The organism is Rossellomorea sp. DA94, assembly GCF_029834455.1.
GTDB lineage: Bacteria > Bacillota > Bacilli > Bacillales > Bacillaceae_B > Rossellomorea > Rossellomorea vietnamensis.
Map to the genome: position 1 here is coordinate 3,687,991 of NZ_CP122397.1, position 17,228 is coordinate 3,705,218.

Annotated in this window: 15 protein-coding genes and 1 other annotated feature; of the genes, 4 read left to right on the forward strand and 11 right to left on the reverse strand. The window is 46.4% G+C overall.

Translation table 11 applies throughout. From position 1 onward, the window contains the following. Window positions 1–92: 92 nt before the first annotated feature. Window positions 93–1,355 (forward strand): BaiN/RdsA family NAD(P)/FAD-dependent oxidoreductase, encoded by a 1,263-nt coding sequence (locus P8596_RS19195; RefSeq protein WP_279724745.1) that lies wholly within the window; start codon window positions 93–95, stop codon window positions 1,353–1,355. A 47-nt stretch (window positions 1,356–1,402) separates the two neighbouring features. On the opposite strand, the gene P8596_RS19200 is transcribed toward P8596_RS19195, so the two are convergent. From P8596_RS19200 to P8596_RS19225, 6 genes are all read right to left on the reverse strand, one after another. After that, window positions 1,403–1,585, reverse strand: a complete 183-nt coding sequence (locus tag P8596_RS19200; protein ID WP_034765594.1) for a sporulation protein Cse60 — start codon at window positions 1,583–1,585, stop codon at window positions 1,403–1,405. 345 nt (window positions 1,586–1,930) lie between these two features. After that, window positions 1,931–2,245: a rhodanese-like domain-containing protein gene (locus tag P8596_RS19205; RefSeq protein ID WP_261749861.1), complete on the reverse strand. Its 315-nt coding sequence runs from the start codon at window positions 2,243–2,245 to the stop codon at window positions 1,931–1,933. A gap of 171 nt (window positions 2,246–2,416) precedes the next feature. Further along, window positions 2,417–4,831 carry a leucine--tRNA ligase gene (gene leuS, locus P8596_RS19210; protein ID WP_279724746.1) on the reverse strand — a complete coding sequence of 805 codons (2,415 nt, stop codon included), beginning with the start codon at window positions 4,829–4,831 and terminating at the stop codon, window positions 2,417–2,419. Between the two features lie 66 nt (window positions 4,832–4,897). Next, window positions 4,898–5,120, reverse strand: a binding site (T-box leader). A gap of 155 nt (window positions 5,121–5,275) precedes the next feature. Next, a complete protein-coding gene (locus P8596_RS19215) occupies window positions 5,276–6,052 on the reverse strand; it encodes a 3-hydroxybutyrate dehydrogenase (RefSeq protein WP_279724747.1) in 777 nt (258 codons plus the stop codon). A 4-nt stretch (window positions 6,053–6,056) separates the two neighbouring features. Then, window positions 6,057–7,379 (reverse strand): GntP family permease, encoded by a 1,323-nt coding sequence (locus tag P8596_RS19220; protein WP_279724748.1) that lies wholly within the window; start codon window positions 7,377–7,379, stop codon window positions 6,057–6,059. A gap of 270 nt (window positions 7,380–7,649) precedes the next feature. After that, a complete protein-coding gene (locus P8596_RS19225) occupies window positions 7,650–9,008 on the reverse strand; it encodes a sigma-54 interaction domain-containing protein (protein ID WP_279724750.1) in 1,359 nt (452 codons plus the stop codon). A gap of 175 nt (window positions 9,009–9,183) precedes the next feature. Between P8596_RS19225 and P8596_RS19230 the strand changes: the two genes are divergently transcribed. Beyond that, window positions 9,184–9,687, forward strand: coding sequence for a cupin domain-containing protein (locus P8596_RS19230; protein WP_279724752.1), 504 nt, complete (start codon window positions 9,184–9,186; stop codon window positions 9,685–9,687). Window positions 9,688–10,019: 332 nt separating this feature from the next. On the opposite strand, the gene P8596_RS19235 is transcribed toward P8596_RS19230, so the two are convergent. From P8596_RS19235 to P8596_RS19245, 3 genes are all read right to left on the reverse strand, one after another. After that, window positions 10,020–11,207, reverse strand: a complete 1,188-nt coding sequence (locus P8596_RS19235) for an MDR family MFS transporter (RefSeq protein ID WP_279727033.1) — start codon at window positions 11,205–11,207, stop codon at window positions 10,020–10,022. A 136-nt stretch (window positions 11,208–11,343) separates the two neighbouring features. Then, on the reverse strand, window positions 11,344–11,508 hold the full coding sequence (locus tag P8596_RS19240; RefSeq protein ID WP_060672924.1) for a hypothetical protein: 165 nt from the start codon (window positions 11,506–11,508) through the stop codon (window positions 11,344–11,346). Then, on the reverse strand, window positions 11,505–11,798 hold the full coding sequence (locus P8596_RS19245; protein ID WP_279724754.1) for a YtzC family protein: 294 nt from the start codon (window positions 11,796–11,798) through the stop codon (window positions 11,505–11,507). The genes P8596_RS19240 and P8596_RS19245 overlap by 4 nt, the downstream gene beginning before the upstream one ends. 209 nt (window positions 11,799–12,007) lie before the next feature. Here P8596_RS19245 and mnmL point away from each other — a divergent pair, with 209 nt between their 5' ends. Beyond that, window positions 12,008–12,946, forward strand: coding sequence for a tRNA modification radical SAM protein MnmL/YtqA (gene mnmL, locus P8596_RS19250; protein ID WP_481900345.1), 939 nt, complete (start codon window positions 12,008–12,010; stop codon window positions 12,944–12,946). 15 nt (window positions 12,947–12,961) lie between these two features. Next, window positions 12,962–13,534, forward strand: coding sequence for a tRNA 5-(aminomethyl)-2-thiouridylate-methyltransferase MnmM (gene mnmM, locus P8596_RS19255; RefSeq protein ID WP_279724756.1), 573 nt, complete (start codon window positions 12,962–12,964; stop codon window positions 13,532–13,534). Window positions 13,535–13,574: 40 nt separating this feature from the next. Here mnmM and P8596_RS19260 read toward each other — a convergent pair whose 3' ends face one another. Next, window positions 13,575–14,579: an LLM class flavin-dependent oxidoreductase gene (locus tag P8596_RS19260; protein ID WP_224522120.1), complete on the reverse strand. Its 1,005-nt coding sequence runs from the start codon at window positions 14,577–14,579 to the stop codon at window positions 13,575–13,577. A gap of 105 nt (window positions 14,580–14,684) precedes the next feature. Beyond that, window positions 14,685–17,105 carry an immune inhibitor A domain-containing protein gene (locus P8596_RS19265; protein ID WP_481900304.1) on the reverse strand — a complete coding sequence of 807 codons (2,421 nt, stop codon included), beginning with the start codon at window positions 17,103–17,105 and terminating at the stop codon, window positions 14,685–14,687. Window positions 17,106–17,228 lie beyond the last annotated feature (123 nt).

The window sequence follows — 17,228 nt, forward strand, 5'->3', positions numbered from 1 at the left end:
ATTTTTTTCGAATGTTGTATTTAAAACCCATCCCCTTTAAAATAAGGTGAAACTTCTTTTCTAGAAGCGAATATTAAAAGTTGGTGGAAAAAATGGTAAAAACATACGATGTCATCATCATAGGTGGAGGACCATCGGGCTTGATGGCCAGTATCGCAGCCGGGGAAAACGGCGCGAAAGTCCTCCTTGTAGATAAAGGGACAAAGCTTGGAAGAAAGCTTGCAATATCAGGTGGGGGCCGCTGCAATGTGACCAACCGTCTTCCTGTAGAGGAAATCATCAAACATATCCCCGGAAACGGGCGTTTTCTATACAGTGCATTTTCAGAGTTTAATAATGAAGATATCATTTCCTTCTTTGAAAACTTGGGAATTCAGCTGAAAGAAGAAGATCACGGACGGATGTTCCCTGTTTCGAACAGGGCCATGGATGTAGTCGAAGCTTTACTCGGACGCATGAAGGAATTGAAGGTCGACACCCGGACAAGCACCAGTGTCGAAGAGGTTCTGTACGAAAATGGCAAAACGGCGGGCATCCTCTTGAAAGACGGGGAAACAATTGCTGCCAATGCTGTCGTGATTGCGGTCGGAGGAAAGTCCGTCCCTCACACCGGATCGACAGGTGACGGGTACCCATGGGCGACCAAAGCCGGTCATACGATCACGGATCTGTTTCCGACAGAGGTTCCCCTAACGTCGGATGAGCCATTTGTGAAAAAGAAAGAGCTTCAGGGCCTTTCTTTGCGAAGCGTCGAATTAAGCGTGCTGAATCCGAAAGGGAAAAAGATTGTCACTCATAAGATGGACATGATCTTCACCCACCTCGGCATTTCCGGCCCGGCTGTTCTCCGCTGTAGCCAATACGTCGTCAAGGCCATGAAGAAATGGAACCTGACACATGTGGCCATGCAGATTGACTCCATGCCCGATCAAAATGAAGAGCAGCTTTTCCAGTCCCTGCATAAACAGGTGAAGGAAGATGGAAAGAAAGCGGCGAAAAATATCTTTAAAGGCCTGGTTCCTGAGCGGTACCTGCTATTTTTACTTGACTGTGCAGAAATCGATCATGACGAAAAAGGAGATCACATCTCCTCAGAAAAAATCCGTCATTTTGCCAAGCTCTTAAAGCAGTTCACCTTCAATGTGAACGGCACACTATCCATTGACAAAGCCTTTGTAACAGGGGGCGGGGTGTCCATCAAAGAAATCGAACCGAAAACGATGGCTTCAAAAAAGATGGGGGGCCTCTTCTTCTGCGGGGAAGTGCTTGATATCCATGGATACACAGGCGGTTACAATATCACCTCTGCCTTAGTGACCGGCCGGCTTGCCGGGTTGAATGCAGCAAAGGTTTAATGGTCAGAAAGAAAGGTTGATCCTCATACCCTGAGCGATCAACCTTTTTATTTTCTGTACACCACCATGGCAGAGAAGCAATAGATCTGGTCCTCCACTTCCTCCGACATTGCAGCCACATGATATTTAATATCCACAATCTTCTTATCATCCATTTTACTGAGAAAATGGTTCATATCTTTCTCTAAATCTTTTTCATGCTCGTAATCGAATACCTTCACCTGGATCATGGAATCCCCTCCCGGATGGTTTTTGGTATCAGTATTGTCAGAATATTTCTTTTTCAAACAATTGAGGTAGGGAATTTTTATATTGGATGGAGTGGTGAGTGTGGTTGTCGCGGTATGTGTGGTGTTTATTGGAGTTCGCTGATATATTTGAGATTTCGCTGATATATTTTTGATTTCGCCGATAAAATGAATTTTGCGCTGATATATCTCCGATTTCGCTGATAAATCCTTTTCCATTCCAAATCCAGCTCTCTAGTGTAGTCACTTTCTACCTGTTTTCTACTAAACACACGAAAAAAGCACACCCTTTTTTAAAAAAAGAATGTGCTTCCCCACTTAAATCTCCTATTTCTTCGCAGCCGTATCCCCTGCCCAGTTCATCATGCCGCCTTCCATGTTCACCACTTTATAGCCTTGTTCCTGCATATAGTGAGCAACATTTCCGCTGCGGTTTCCGGAACGGCAGATAAAGATATACTCCTTATCCTTATCAAATTGATCAAGTGACTCAGGGATTTCCCCCATCTTGATATGCTTCGCTCCCGGAATCATACCCTCTGCCACTTCTTCATCCTCACGCACATCCACTAAAAGCAGATCTTCACCGTTCTTCAACTTCTGCTCTAACTCATCCGTCGTAATCGTTTTAATAGTATCCATCTTCTCAACTTCCTTTCCACATTCAATCATTATTCAACACGATTATACCAAAGCCTGTCCCCCAAACAAAAATATCAGACTCAAAAAGAGGGACGGACCTCATCGAAACGCCGATTTAAAGCGATTCCCGCTTAAAATCAGGCCCATTTCGAGGTCCGTCCCTCCCATTTATTAGTTGGCTACGATGTTGACTAGTTTGCCAGGTACGGCGATGACTTTGCGGATGGTTTTGCCTTCGATCTGTGTTTTGATTTCATCGTTTTCCATCGCTGTTTTTTCCAGGTCATCTTTGGTCATGTCACGTGGGATCATGACCTTGGCTTTTACTTTTCCGTTCACTTGAAGAACGATTTCGACTTCGTTGTCGACTAGCTTCGATTCATCGAATGTCGGCCATGCTTCGTAAGAGATCGTTCCTTCGTGACCAAGCTTGCTCCAAAGTTCCTCTGTCATATGAGGCGCGATTGGAGACAGAAGCTTGATGAAGCCTTCAACGTAATCCTTCGGTAGGGTTTCCGCTTTGTAGGCATCATTGATGAATACCATCAGCTGTGAAATCCCTGTGTTGAAACGAAGTCCCTCATAGTCTTCCGTCACTTTCTTAACGGTTTGGTTATACGTTTTATCAAGGTCACTATTCGGTGCATCTTTCACTTTAGAGGATAATGAACCGTCCTCTTCGACAAGAAGGCGCCATACACGGTCAAGGAAGCGGCGAGCTCCGTCAAGTCCGTTCGTGCTCCAGGCAATGGATGCTTCAAGTGGTCCCATGAACATTTCATATAGACGAAGGGTATCGGCACCGTGAGATTCCACAACTTCATCCGGATTCACGACATTCCCTTTTGATTTACTCATTTTTTCGTTGTTTTCCCCAAGGATCATTCCTTGGTTGAATAGCTTTTGGAATGGCTCCTTCGTCGGAACTACGCCGATATCATAAAGGAACTTGTGCCAGAAACGTGCATACAGCAAGTGAAGCACCGCATGCTCGGCTCCTCCGATATACGTATCCACCGGCAGCCATTCCTGCATTTTCTTCGCATCGGCAAGGGCATCTTCGTTATGTGGATCGATATAGCGGATGTAGTACCAGCAGCTTCCCGCCCACTGTGGCATCGTGTTCGTTTCACGACGGCCTTTTTTGCCTGTTTCAGGATCCTCGACGTTCACCCATTCACTGATGTTCGCAAGTGGAGATTCACCTGTACCGGACGGCTTGATTTCAGTCGTCTTCGGAAGGACAAGCGGAAGCTCACTTTCTGGTACAGTCGTTGTCGTACCATCTTCCCAGTGGATGACTGGAATTGGTTCACCCCAGTAACGCTGGCGGCTGAATAACCAGTCACGTAGACGATACGTGATTTTCTTCGTTCCGATATTCTTCTCTTCTAACCAGGAAATGGCTTTGGCGATTGCTTCTTCCTTTCCAAGTCCATCAAGGAAACCGGAATTCACATGATCTCCGTCACCAGTGTACGCTTCTTTTTCAACGTTCCCGCCAGCGACGACTTCCACGATTGGAAGATCGAATTCTTTCGCAAACTCATAATCCCGTTCGTCATGGGCAGGAACCGCCATGATGGCGCCGGAACCGTAGCTCATCAGAACGTAGTCGGCGATCCAAATCGGCATTTTCTCACCGTTAGCAGGGTTGATCGCATAAGCTCCTGTGAAAACACCCGTTTTTTCTTTTGCAAGATCTGTACGTTCAAGATCGCTTTTCGACTTGATCTTGTCGATGTACTCATCCACTTTCGAGCGCTGTTCGTCCGTCATGATGTCTGCAACGAACGGATGCTCAGGAGCAAGTACCGCATATGTCGCACCAAAGATCGTATCCGGACGTGTCGTGAACACATCGAATGATTTGTCATAACCCTCGATGGCAAAATTCACTTCTGCCCCTTCAGAGCGCCCGATCCAGTTACGCTGCATATCTTTAATGCTTTCCGGCCAGTCAACCTCTTCAAGGTCTTCAACAAGACGATCGGCATAAGCCGTGATCTTCAGCATCCACTGCTTCATCGGACGGCGCTCTACAGGATGACCACCGCGTTCGCTTTTCCCATCGATGACTTCTTCATTGGCAAGGACCGTTCCAAGTGCCGGACACCAGTTCACGGCAACCTCATCCACATAGGCCAATCCTTTTTCATAAAGCTTAGTGAAGATCCATTGCGTCCACTTGTAGTAGCCGGGATCCGTCGTATTGACTTCACGGTCCCAGTCATATGAGAAACCAAGTGATTTGATTTGTCGGCGGAATGTATCAATATTTTTTTGAGTGAATTCTGCCGGATCATTCCCTGTATCAAGGGCATATTGCTCAGCCGGTAAACCGAATGCATCCCAGCCCATTGGATGAAGGACATTGTACCCCTGCATACGCTTCATGCGGGAAAGAATGTCCGTCGCCGTAAAGCCTTCCGGATGCCCCACGTGAAGACCGGCACCTGATGGATACGGGAACATATCCAGTGCATAGAAATTGGACTTCCCTTCGTCTTCCGTTGCCTTGAACGTTTTATTCTCTTCCCAATACTGCTGCCATTTCGTCTCAACACTTTTATGATTAAAACTCATATTGAGATCCTCCTTTAGTTTTCATGTTCTTTAAAAAAATAAAAAAAACCCTCATCCCAAATAAATATTTGGGACGAGAGTTTGTATGTACATTCTCCCGCGGTACCACCCACATTAGTGTACGCGCACTCAGCTTCATTCATCCTTAACGCGGAAAACGGCAAGTCTTACTGTTACTTCACACTTGCAACTCAGCAGGCGAGTTCATGATGCTTCTGGTTGACTTTCACCACCCGTCAACTCTCTACGACAGAAAACCGTCACTACTACTCCCGATCAACGTTTCAATATAAGTAAACACTATATGTATTCACTATTTTAGTGAAAAATATACAGAAGCGCAAGCCTATTATTGGTTTGTGGATAAGAATTTTGTCATTTGTTTAAGAGTATGTTCGAAAATAAAAGAAACGGTCCCTAAAGAACCGTCTCTCCTCCATCATTCTATTGAACCGTATAGCCGCCGTCCAATACGACTGCCTGCCCGGTGATCCCTTTTGCGGCATCACTGCACAGGAACATCGTATAGTCGGCAATTTCTTTTACGTCCAGGAGCCTTTTCTGAGGCACCAATGGATAGATGACTTCTTCGATCACTCTCTCGAAAGGGACGTTGCGAGTCTTAGCGAGATCCGCCAGTTGATTCCGGACCAAGGGCGTATCCACGTAGCCCGGACAAACCGCATTTACGGTGATCCCGTGCTCTGCCGTTTCCAGTGCCGCGACTTTGGTCAAACCGATGACTCCGTGTTTCGCAGAATTATAGGCGGCTTTGCCTGAAAAACCGACCAATCCGTTAATGGACGCCATGTTGATAATCCGCCCTGATCCCTGCTTCTTCATGTGGGGAAGAGCATGCTTGATCGCGATAAACGGGGCCGTCAGCATGACTTTTAACAGCAGCTCGAATTTTTCAGTAGGGAACTCTTCGATATATGATACATGCTGAAGCCCTGCATTGTTGATCAGGACATCGAGCTTACCGAAGTATTCCATCGTTTTCCCGATCGCTTCTCTTAATTCTGATTCTGATGTCACGTCACAGCCCAATCCGAGAACCTTATATCCTTCTGCTTTAAGAGATTCTGAAGCTTCCCCCACAGCATCTTCCTTCAGATCCGTGAGGACGACTTTCGCTCCAGCTGCGGCGAATTCTCTGCCGATTTGGTAGCCGATCCCCTGGGCTGCCCCTGTTATGAATACCACTTTATTTTCTACCATTTTCTTAAATCCCCACTCCCAAGCTGAATAATACGATCGCAAGTGCCAATCCAATAAGAGGGACGATGACCGTCAATGCTCCGACAGCGCCATACGCTTCTCCATGGGATTCATTACAGATCGAGCGGATCGTCGTCACGACATATCCATTATGCGGCAGTGAGTCCAGTGCTCCTGAAGATATGGCCACTACCCGGTGCAGGGCCTCTGGGTTCACACCCATATCGACATAGTGCGGTGCAAGGATCGGAAGGGCAATCGCCTGACCGCCCGAAGCAGAACCTGTCATACCGGCAATCACACTGACGGCGATGGCTCCACCGATCAATGGTGAACCAGGAATATTCGTCATGACGTCGACTGCAGTAGTGAAGGCAGGAACGGCTTTGGCCACCCCACCGAAACCGACAACGGCCGCCGTGTTCCCGATGGCGATCAACGCTCCGACTGTCCCCTCGGAAACCGCTCCCCAGAAGCCTTTGAAATACTTACGATTCAACGCATAAGCGGAAATGACCCCGCCGAGCAATGCGATGATCAGAGCCGATTGTTTTAAAGAATCATGGAATGAAAAAGCCAGGATGAGGACGACCAATAATGGAATCAATCCCATGAACGGGTTTGGTAACGGTCTGCCTTCATCAATGACCGGATCTTCTTCACGGGCGTGGAATTTCTCTCCTTTTCTCACAGCCTTTGTGATCATGCGCTTTAACCACCAGTATCCAAACACCGCCATGAATACGGCAACGATCAAGCTGACTTCCCAGCCTGCATAAGGTGTCGTGCCTAAATATTCGATGGGGATCCAGTTCTGGATTTCCGGTGAACCGGCTGAGGTCATCGTGAACGTGACCGACCCGAACGCTAGTGCCGCCGGAATGAAACGGCGTGGCAGGTCCGCTTGCTTAAACAGACTCACCGCCATAGGATAAACCGAGAATGCGACAACGAACAGGCTGACTCCCCCGTACGTCAAAACCGCACAGGCAAGTACGATGGCGAATACAGCGTATTTCATCCCCAATTTTTCTACTACAAAACGAGAGACGCTGTCTGCTGCACCGCTATCCTCCATTACTTTCCCGAACACGGCTCCCAGTAAGAACATCAAGTACCAGGCAGCGACAAAGCTTGTGAAACCTGACATATAGTTCGTGACGAGATCCGCTTCACCTTCTCCCGCCAGTTGCGGAAAAAGCGGCATTCCGCTTAGCACGGCTACAAATAATGCCGAGATGGGTCCAACGATCAGGATGTTCATGCCCCTCATCGTTAAAAAGATTAATAAAATGAGTCCTCCAATCAGACCGATCATGCTTAACATGATATTTCCCCCTTTGATCTCCAAAGATGATGACGCTTACATTTTTATCTTGATGCGTACGCTCCCCTTTCCCAAAAATATGTTCACTTAGTAAACATGCAATAATTGTGCCAACTTTCAGATTACTATTGGAACCCTTTTAGAATTTTTCCGATTCCGAAATCCTGGACAAATTCATCCTTCAGTCACGAAATGTTCACCATTTTTCTAAAAAATAAGATAGTCCGGAAAAGCGGACTGTTTTCCGTATTTCCGGACTATCTCATGAGTTTATAGAAGACCATACTTATTTAATTTTTCATACATACTAGATTTACTGATTCCCAATGACTCTGCAGCCTTTCGCTTATCAGGCTGGGCTTGCAGACTCTGGGTGAGAACGGACTTTTCCGTTTCTTCCAGGATTTCTTTCAGCGTTTTAGTTCCCACTCCGTATACATTACCCGTCTTCATATAAGTCGGTAATGACTGAAGGGAAATCGTGCTTCCATTCGTCAGATAGGTGGAAGCGTGAATGACATTTTCCAATTCACGGAGATTCCCCGGCCAGCTGTAGGAAAGAAAAATCCGCATCACCTCCTGATCGAAATCCTTGATGCGCTTTCCCGAGGATTTTGTGGATTTTCCCAAGAAAAAGGATGCGAGGGTTTCAATATCGTCTTTCCGCTCACGCAGAGGAGGGATCTGAAACGGGATGACATTGATCCGGTAATACAGGTCACTCCGGAATCTCTTTTCTTCCATCATTTTCTCCAGTGGACGGTTCGTGGCGGCAATGATCCTCACGTCCACATTCTGTACCCGGTTTGAACCGACTGCCTCGACTTCCCCTTCCTGTAATACCCTGAGAAGCTTCGCCTGCATATTAAGAGGCATATCACCGATTTCATCAAGGAACAATGTCCCTTTATGGGCAAGCTGGAATTTCCCTTTTTTTCCGCCCTTTTTGGCCCCGGTGAATGCTCCTTCTTCGTAACCAAAGAGCTCCGACTCCAAGAGCTGTTCGGGGATCGCTGCACAGTTCACTTTAATGAAAGGCTGTCCGCTCCTTTCACTCAGCTGGTGGATGCTGTGTGCGAACAGCTCTTTACCCGTTCCGCTCTCCCCCCTGATCAGGATGGAAATATCACTCGGCGCGATCATTTGGGCTTTGTCCTTCAATTCATTCAAACCGGGTGATTCCCCAATGATGTCATTGAGCGAGTATTTCACCCCGGTATTGATATCCTGTATGTAACTTTGGATCTTTGACATCATATTTTTCACATGTGAACTCATTTGCATCCATTCACTCGTGTCACGGAAAATGACGGACCCGAATGCCCCGATCACCCTCCCGTCCACCAGAATCGGGATTCGGTTGGCGATCATGTAATTTCCTTTAATATATTGAAGATCTGCCACCTCTTCTTTCCCGCTCTCCGCCACTATGTGCATCCTCGTGTTTTCAATCACGTTTGTTACGTGTGATCCTATCGCTTTATCCCGTTCAACCTCAAGAAAGCGACAGTAATTGTCGTTTATGTAGATGATGATCCCTTCGTCATCGACGACGACCAACCACTCGAAAGCGTTTTCAAGAATGATTTCAATCATGTCGACGGACACCTTTTTCAATAAACTGCTCATTTCCCATCGCCTCCGCTGTTTTGCAAGAGAATATATACTTCTATAGTAGCACATCCTATCATGTGTTTTTTGAAAACCATTCAGATTTGTCAATAATTTCAATTACCAGTCGTGATTCGGTTTAATGCCTGCCGTATTAGGGAATCTTCATAACAATGAATGGAGGAATGAAAGGATGAAAATCGCAGAACTGAAAATATTTTATTTCGAAGACGATGGAATCATCCCGAATAACCCGGACCTGCCCGTACTCATTTATCGGAACGCACTCGATCAGGCAAATGAAGCCGAAGAGGTATTCAATCGAAATCACTGGCTAAACAGCTGGACAAACGGCATTTACGATTATCACCATTATCACAGCAACGCCCACGAAGTATTGGGTGTCATGCAGGGTGAGGCCAGAGTTCAATTAGGCGGTGAAATGGGCGAAGAAGTGACGGTTCATCAAGGGGATGTGATGGTCCTGCCAGCCGGGACCGGTCATAAGAGATTGTCAGCAAGTCCCGACTTTAAAGTCGCCGGCGCTTATCCGGGTGGAGACAGTTATAATTTAAAAAAGGGTTCATTACGTGAACGTCCCAGTGTGTTAATTGAGATCAAAAACGTTCCCCTTCCAACATCAGACCCAGTATTTGGCGATAAGGGTCCTCTGATAAAATATTGGCTCAAAAAATGAGTTAGAAACCATTCTGCACAGTATTGACGCTTTCATTCCTATTTCTCTATAGTAATGCTTCCTAGAAACGACTATCATTAATTATAAAAGTCCAATGTAATCTTCGGTTAAAGATTATATTTATAAAATAGTCTTGTTTTCTTTCAAGTCCTATGCTATTCTATTATAGCGATGAGCTGAATTGTGTAAGTCGGTGATCACGTCCTAGTGACAACAAACGATGTGGCGTTTGCTGATTATCCGCCTCAATTTTTTGCAAGTGGGCTTCCATAGGAAATGGGAGCCCTTTTTATATGAAGAAAACCCCCAATGATTCCTCATTGGGGGTTTCTTTATTGTTGAACGGATACTGTCACGGCGCTTTTCTTTTTCAATGGCCGGTCATATTGACTGGTAATCAATAATGATACGGCGAAAAACGCGATCAGCGTCATGAAGAGCACCTGCATGCTGAATACATCCACCAGCACCCCTCCGATAAACGGACCGATCATTCTTCCACCCGTTGCCGTACTGTTGACGATCCCCTGGTAAAATCCTTCCCTGCCCTTTGGAGCAAGTGAGTTGGCGATCGTCGGGACCGCCGGCCAGATCAGCATTTCGCCGACCGTCAGGATGATCATGGCAATGGCAAACCACTGAAATTGATCGGCAATCGACGCTACACCGAACGAAATCATGAAAATGATGGTCCCGATCATGATTTGGAGCTTTAAATTGTTCTCAAAACGCTTGATCGCTTTGGATAAAAGCGGCTGAGCAAGAACGATCAACGCTCCATTGATCGTCCACAATAAGCTATACTGTTTCAGGGATATATTGATTTCCTGCGTATAGGTGGCGATGGTGGACTGCCATTGCACGTACCCCATCCAGCATAAAAGATAAGCAACACATATGAAGAGCAACGCCTTCAGCTTCGATTTGTCCCTTATCACCTTCGATTCATTCAATACCGATGTTTGATGACCCGCAACCGAAATGTTCCGGTATCCGAAGAAGGCGATGAAGAAAAAGACGATATACATACTCAGGTTAGCCATAAATATATAGTTAAAAGAGAATGAGGCGACGAACCCGCCCAATGCGGCTCCGACGGCCACCCCAATGTTCTGGGCGACATAGACGGAATTGAATGCTTTCCGTCCCCCTTCCGGCCACACCGAACCTGCCATGGCGTACATGGAAGGAAATACGATACCTGAACCGAATCCGACAACGGTCAGGAAGACGACATAGTATGAAAAGCCGTGCCATATATTCATTCCGATCAGGGCGGATAATGTGATTGAAATTCCCAACAGGATGGAACGATAACCGCCAAAACGATCGAATAACGTCCCTCCGATCAGATTCCCGATCACACTAGCGCCTGCATTCATCATCAGCACAATTCCCGCTACAGACAATGACTTTCCTAAATTTTCATGAAGGTAAATCGTATTAAGCGGCCATAAAAAAGAGGCTCCCGTCACATTCACCATCATTCCAATGACAAGTAACCATAATGATTTGGGCATCATTCTGCCCCCTTTCCACTCTTTTATTTCGAGTCCCAAAAGGATTTTACTCCTTTTCACGAAAGGGGGCAAGAATTATTTTTTCATATCCAAAAAAAGACCAGGCACTCCTTATGAGCACCTGGCCGGGGACGTTTTATTTCCCGTTATGATGATTGGATTTAACGGGCTGACCCTGTTTCTCGTAGCGCTTTTTGGCTTCTTTGACAGGATTGTTTTCAGCACCGAATTCTGTATCCAATTTTCGGAAATCACTGCGGGTCTTTTGTTCAGGGTTGTTTTGATCAGAGCGTGTACTCAATGTAATTTACCTCCCACTACATTCGGATCATGATCCAGCAAAATCATTTCATTCTGCAAGGTTTGAAGTTGAAGTCTCATGCGATGCAGTTGTTCACGCTGCTGGGAGTTTGCACTGTTCGCCATGTGCGCCACGTCGTTGACGGCTTCTTCAAGTTGCTGCATGGCCTGTGTATATTCCACATCATGATAGTGCTCCTGCTGTGACCCTGCTTTATATTGTAGCTGAGCGTAACGAATGGCATCTTCGCATTTCTGAATGCATTCATCCATCGAATTCCTTGTTGCCATTTCGACTACCTCCTTGATGATTGGAATCAAGAAGAGGAAGGTCCTATCCTTACTCCCCTCCATCTTAGTTTGAACTTGTTTGCCCGTTTCAGAAGTGGTAATCTTCGCCTATTTCAATGGTCAGGATACATTTGTCCCCGTGTTCATGATAAAATCTCTTTAGCGTCATACATACCGCTATATCACTTGAAATTTAGGAGGTGTTTGTCATCGGGACAAACCCATTTCCATATGCTACAGATTCAAAACGATATCACACATGGAATTATCACCTCCGAAATCATTTCGGACATAAGGTGTTTAAAGTCGCCCTCGACGGCGGGTTCGATTGCCCGAACAGGGATGGCACGGTTGCACACGGCGGCTGTACCTTTTGCAGTGCAGCCGGTTCCGGGGACTTTGCCGGAAGCAGGGTCGACTCCTTAGAGAAACAATTCAATGACATCAAGGGAAGAATGCATCAAAAGTGGAAAGACGGAAAGTACATGGCCTATTTCCAAGCGTTCACGAATACCCATGCACCCGTTGACGTCTTGAGGGAAAAATACGAATCCGTTTTGAAGCAGGATGGAGTCGTAGGCCTTTCCATCGCCACACGTCCTGATTGCCTTCCTGACGACGTCGTCGAATATTTGGCTGAATTGAATGAGAGAACGTATTTATGGGTTGAGCTCGGGCTTCAAACCGTCCATGAAAAAACGGCGGGCTTGATCAACCGGGCCCATGATTACCAGTGTTATATGGAAGGCGTTCAAAAATTGCGCAAGCACGGGATCCGTGTATGCTCCCATATTATTAACGGACTTCCCCAGGAAAATGAGGAAATGATGATGGAAACGGCACGTGAAGTCGCAAAGCTTGACGTCCAGGGAATCAAGATCCATCTTCTTCACTTACTGAAGGGAACACCCATGGTCAAGCAATACGAAAAAGGACTGTTGGAATTCATGGATTTTGATCATTACGTCAAACTCGTTTGTGACCAATTAGAAGTTCTCCCTCCTGAGATGATCGTTCATCGCATCACCGGGGACGGACCTATCGACTTGATGATAGGACCGATGTGGAGCGTGAATAAATGGAGCGTACTGAACGCCATTGATGATGAATTGAAACGCCGGGACAGCTGGCAGGGAAAAATTTTATAAAATGGATGTGAAAGCATGAAATTAGATCGAATACTACCTTTCGCGAGAGAGCTTCTGGAACGGGCGGTCAAGCCGGGAGATATTACGATAGACGCAACGCTTGGAAATGGGCATGACACCCTGTTCCTCTCCCGCCTGGTCGGAGAAAATGGCCGGGTATACGGTTTCGATATCCAGGAAGAAGCCATCCACAACACGAGGGAACAACTTCTCACTCATGATCTCGCCGACCGGGTGACCCTCTTCCACCAGGGACATGAGACCGTCATGAACGTCATCCCCCCATTGCATTACGGGAAAGTGACGGGGGCCATCTTCAACCTTGGGTATTTACCCGGCGGTGACAAGGATATCGTCACCCGTCCGAAGACGACGATACTCGCCTTGAATCAGATCCTTGAAATGATGGCCCCTGAAGGGATCCTTGTCCTTGTCATTTATCACGGGCATCCTGAAGGAGCCGTCGAACGGGACTACATCCTCCGCTATGTAGAGCGGCTGGATCAAAACTACGTTCATGTCCTGAGATACCAGTTCATGAACCAACTGAATAATCCGCCGTTTATCGTGGCATTAGAGAAGAGATAAAAATAGGGACGGACCTCCGCGGAGGTCCGTCCCTATCTATTTATAATAATTCGTTTGCGATCAGTTCGAATGATTTGAGTTTATCTTTGAAGTCATAGGTGATGCTGACAAGCATGATTTCATCGGTTTGGTATTGCTCGCTTAGTGCGAGTAGCTTTTCTTTTACTTTTTTCGGACCACCGACGACCATGCGTTTGCGGTTTTCCCGCACTCTCATTGCTTCGAATGGGGTGTACTGATACGCTGCCGCCTTCTCAGGGCTCGGAGTTCCGTTCGAGCGCATGCCCTGTTCGATCATCAGGATGGATAGGTCGATGCTTGATGCGACCCTTTCCGCTTCTTCATCCGTTTCGGCACAAATGGCAAAAACGGCTACGATGTTCTTCGGTTCCTTCAAGTACTCGGAAGGAACAAAGTTATTCCGGTAGGCTTGTGTATATTGCGGTCCGCCTTCCCCATTGATGAACTGGGCAAATGTGTATGGCAGTCCTTTTTGCGCGGCAAGCATGGCACTGGATGGACTTGATCCGAGCATCCAGACTTCCGGCATGGTTTTGATCATCGGAGCTGCCGTCAGTCCCTGGTACGGATGGGCATCAGGCAGGGAATCCGTCAGATAACCGAGTAAGTCATCGATTTGTTCTGGGTAACGATTTACATCCCGCGGTTTCCCGTCATGCAGGGCCATCGTGGCCATCGGCATTCCACCGGGAGCCCTTCCCAACCCTAAATCGATCCGATTCGGATTCAAACCTTCAAGCAAACGGAAATTTTCCGCTACTTTATAAGATGAGTAATGGGGAAGCATGACCCCTCCGGACCCGACACGGATTCTTGACGTATTTTGGGCAAGATGGGCAATCAGCACTTCCGGTGATGAACCGGCAAGGCTCGTTGAATCGTGATGCTCGGATACCCAGAACCGTTCAAATCCTAATTTCTCTGTATGTTTGGCTAACTCTACTGTATTATTCAAAGCCTCCTGTGGGCTCATTCCTTCTGCAATCGGTGACTGATCTAGTACACTTAGCTTCAAAATGGACATCTCCTTTGATTGATGTGTGTATTATTATCAATTCTGATGAAAAAAATGTCCACTAACATGCTTAAAGGGTGACCGCTTTGAAGGCGGTCACCCTTTTGAGGTTACTTATTTTTTGTAGATTAACACTTTACCTACTGTACCGTCAGCACTTTGACCGGTTACACGGAATTTCAATCCGTAGTTTGGTACGTTGCGTCCAGCGTCTACCATACCTTTGTTGCTGTAATCTTTACTATCGTCGAATAGTGGATTACGTTTAGTATGGTTGTCTTTCATCGTCAGCCCAAGTAATTCCGTGTAATCCAGGAACATTTTTTCTGATTTATCCAGGCTGAATGCTGCATCGTGAACCTGGTAGCGTGTAGATCCTACAGATCCGTCGCTCCAGTAGTTTGTTTTCTGATCAGCATCGACAACCCCTACGAAACCGTCTCCAGGATGATTACCTGTCCAGTTATCGCTGTATGATTTATCTACATACCATACGACTAAACCATCATCGAATTGCATTAAGCTTGCACCGCGGCGGATGTTGGCAAGACCTTCATCTACACCGTTATGACTGCGCCATTCAAGCAGGTAGTAGTGCTCCTTCAGGGAAATTCCGTTTGATACTTCGAAGCCTTCTGTTTTGAATTGAGGCTCACCTTCTGCACCATCTTCAAATACGACATTTCCATCGACAGTTAAAGTGGCGTTATCCAAAGCGAAACCATCAAGGGCAAGACCGCCATCTGTAACGTAATTGAATGTAAGTGTTACCTTTTGACCGGCAAATTGGCTTAAATCGTAAGACTTATCAACCCACTGACCTTTTGTAGATTCAGCACGGCCGTCTTCATCAGTATCGTCGTCACCGATTGTGTCAATTTCTACTTCCTCGCCATTGGCTGTCTTAGCAACAACGTGAAGGAAATCGTAATCGTACTCAACATCATATAAGGTTTTGAAGCTGAATGTAGCGTTTGTTGCATTTGTTAGATCAAATTCAGGAGAAACGAGTGATGTATTAAGGTCATCTCCTTTTGTACTGTAGTAGTACTTTTCACCAAACTCAGGCAGGATACCCTGTACCTCTTTGTCTGGAAGGTTCACTTTCACGACATCATTGTTGGTACCCTTTGTCGCAGCTTCATCCAACAGATATTCCTTACCTTTGCGGGTAACATCCGCTGCATTGATTTCATCGCCAGATTGCCAATTTCCTTGTGTTCCTTCATTGTCCACAACAGCAGAAGCCTGCAGCATTTCTTTCATATAAGGGCTGAATCCAGAAGGCATTGAACCTGGGATATCCCCAGCCCAGCTTCCGCTTGCCATGATTGACCAGTAGCTCACCGGTTCACCCGTTCCAGTGTATTGTGTGTCGTATTCATCAGGAAGCCCTAAATCATGTCCGAATTCATGGGCCATAACTCCGACTGCACCGTCTTCAGGTTCGATTGTGTAGTCGTACGCGTACATTGTTCCTGCACCCCAATAATCAACTTCAGGAGTTGGAGATCCCGCAATCGGGAAGATTCCACCAAGGTTCCAGCGGTGAGACCAGATAGCGTCAGATCCCAATGATCCTCCACCTGCTTCTTCACCTACACCAGAATGGATAACCATCAGGTGGTCAACAAGTCCATCCGGCTCTAAGTAGTTCCCATCACCGTCAAGATCATAACGATCCCATTTGTCGTATTCTGAAAGATCAACGTTCGGGTCCGCTGCTGCTTGTGCAAGAGCTTCTTTGATCAGACCGCGTGCATCGACATCGCTGCCGTCCGGCTGTGGATCATTCCCGCCATATGCCGCTGCCGGTTTACTTGCTGTGTACCAGCCTGCAACGTTTCCATCCACTGAATAACTTCCACCAGATTGCTGCTCATAGTACTGCTTCATGGAAACGTATGTCTTTCCATCTGGACCTTTCCATCCTCCAGTACCAAATAGCATATCTTGATAGTGTTCTCGGGAGTATGCATCCTCCCCTTCATAGTACATATCCGTCTCATCAGCCGTCATGGAATTATGAGGCTTGTCCGGATAGTCTACAAGAAGTACCAATACTTCATCGGTACGTTTTTCACCATCATATGCTTCTTCCTTTACCGGGTCAGGAGAGTTCTTCTTTGCATGTCCAAGTTTATTTCCTTTACCGTTCTTTACACCATTGTCTTTCATGGATTTTTGAAGCTTTGCTTTCGCTTCTGCTTCTTCGTTGTGAAGTTCGCCTTCACCTTCATCTGCTTGCTTCTCAGCTGATTCTGCTTTGGCTTCAAGGAATTTCTGCAGTCCCTTTTGTGCCTCTGCAGCAGAAGCATTTTTCTTGATCTTGCCTTCTTCCTTCAGCATTTCGATCAGTCGATCATCATTCGCAATCCCTAAATCGAACGCCCCTCCATGCTTATGATCATATTTCACCGTTGGCTTCGCTAACACATTCTGAGGTCCTACTGTTGCAGCTGATGCAGGTACAGCGAATGCCCCTACACTAAGCGCAGCAGCCATGGCCATGGATAATACTTTACGTGATTTCAAGCACGATTCCCCCTTAGTTATGTACTAAATTTTTACACTAACTACAATATACTCCACTATTCAGAAAAGTAAATATATTCAGATAGCATTTGGTTATTTAGTATTACGAAATAAAAAGGATGT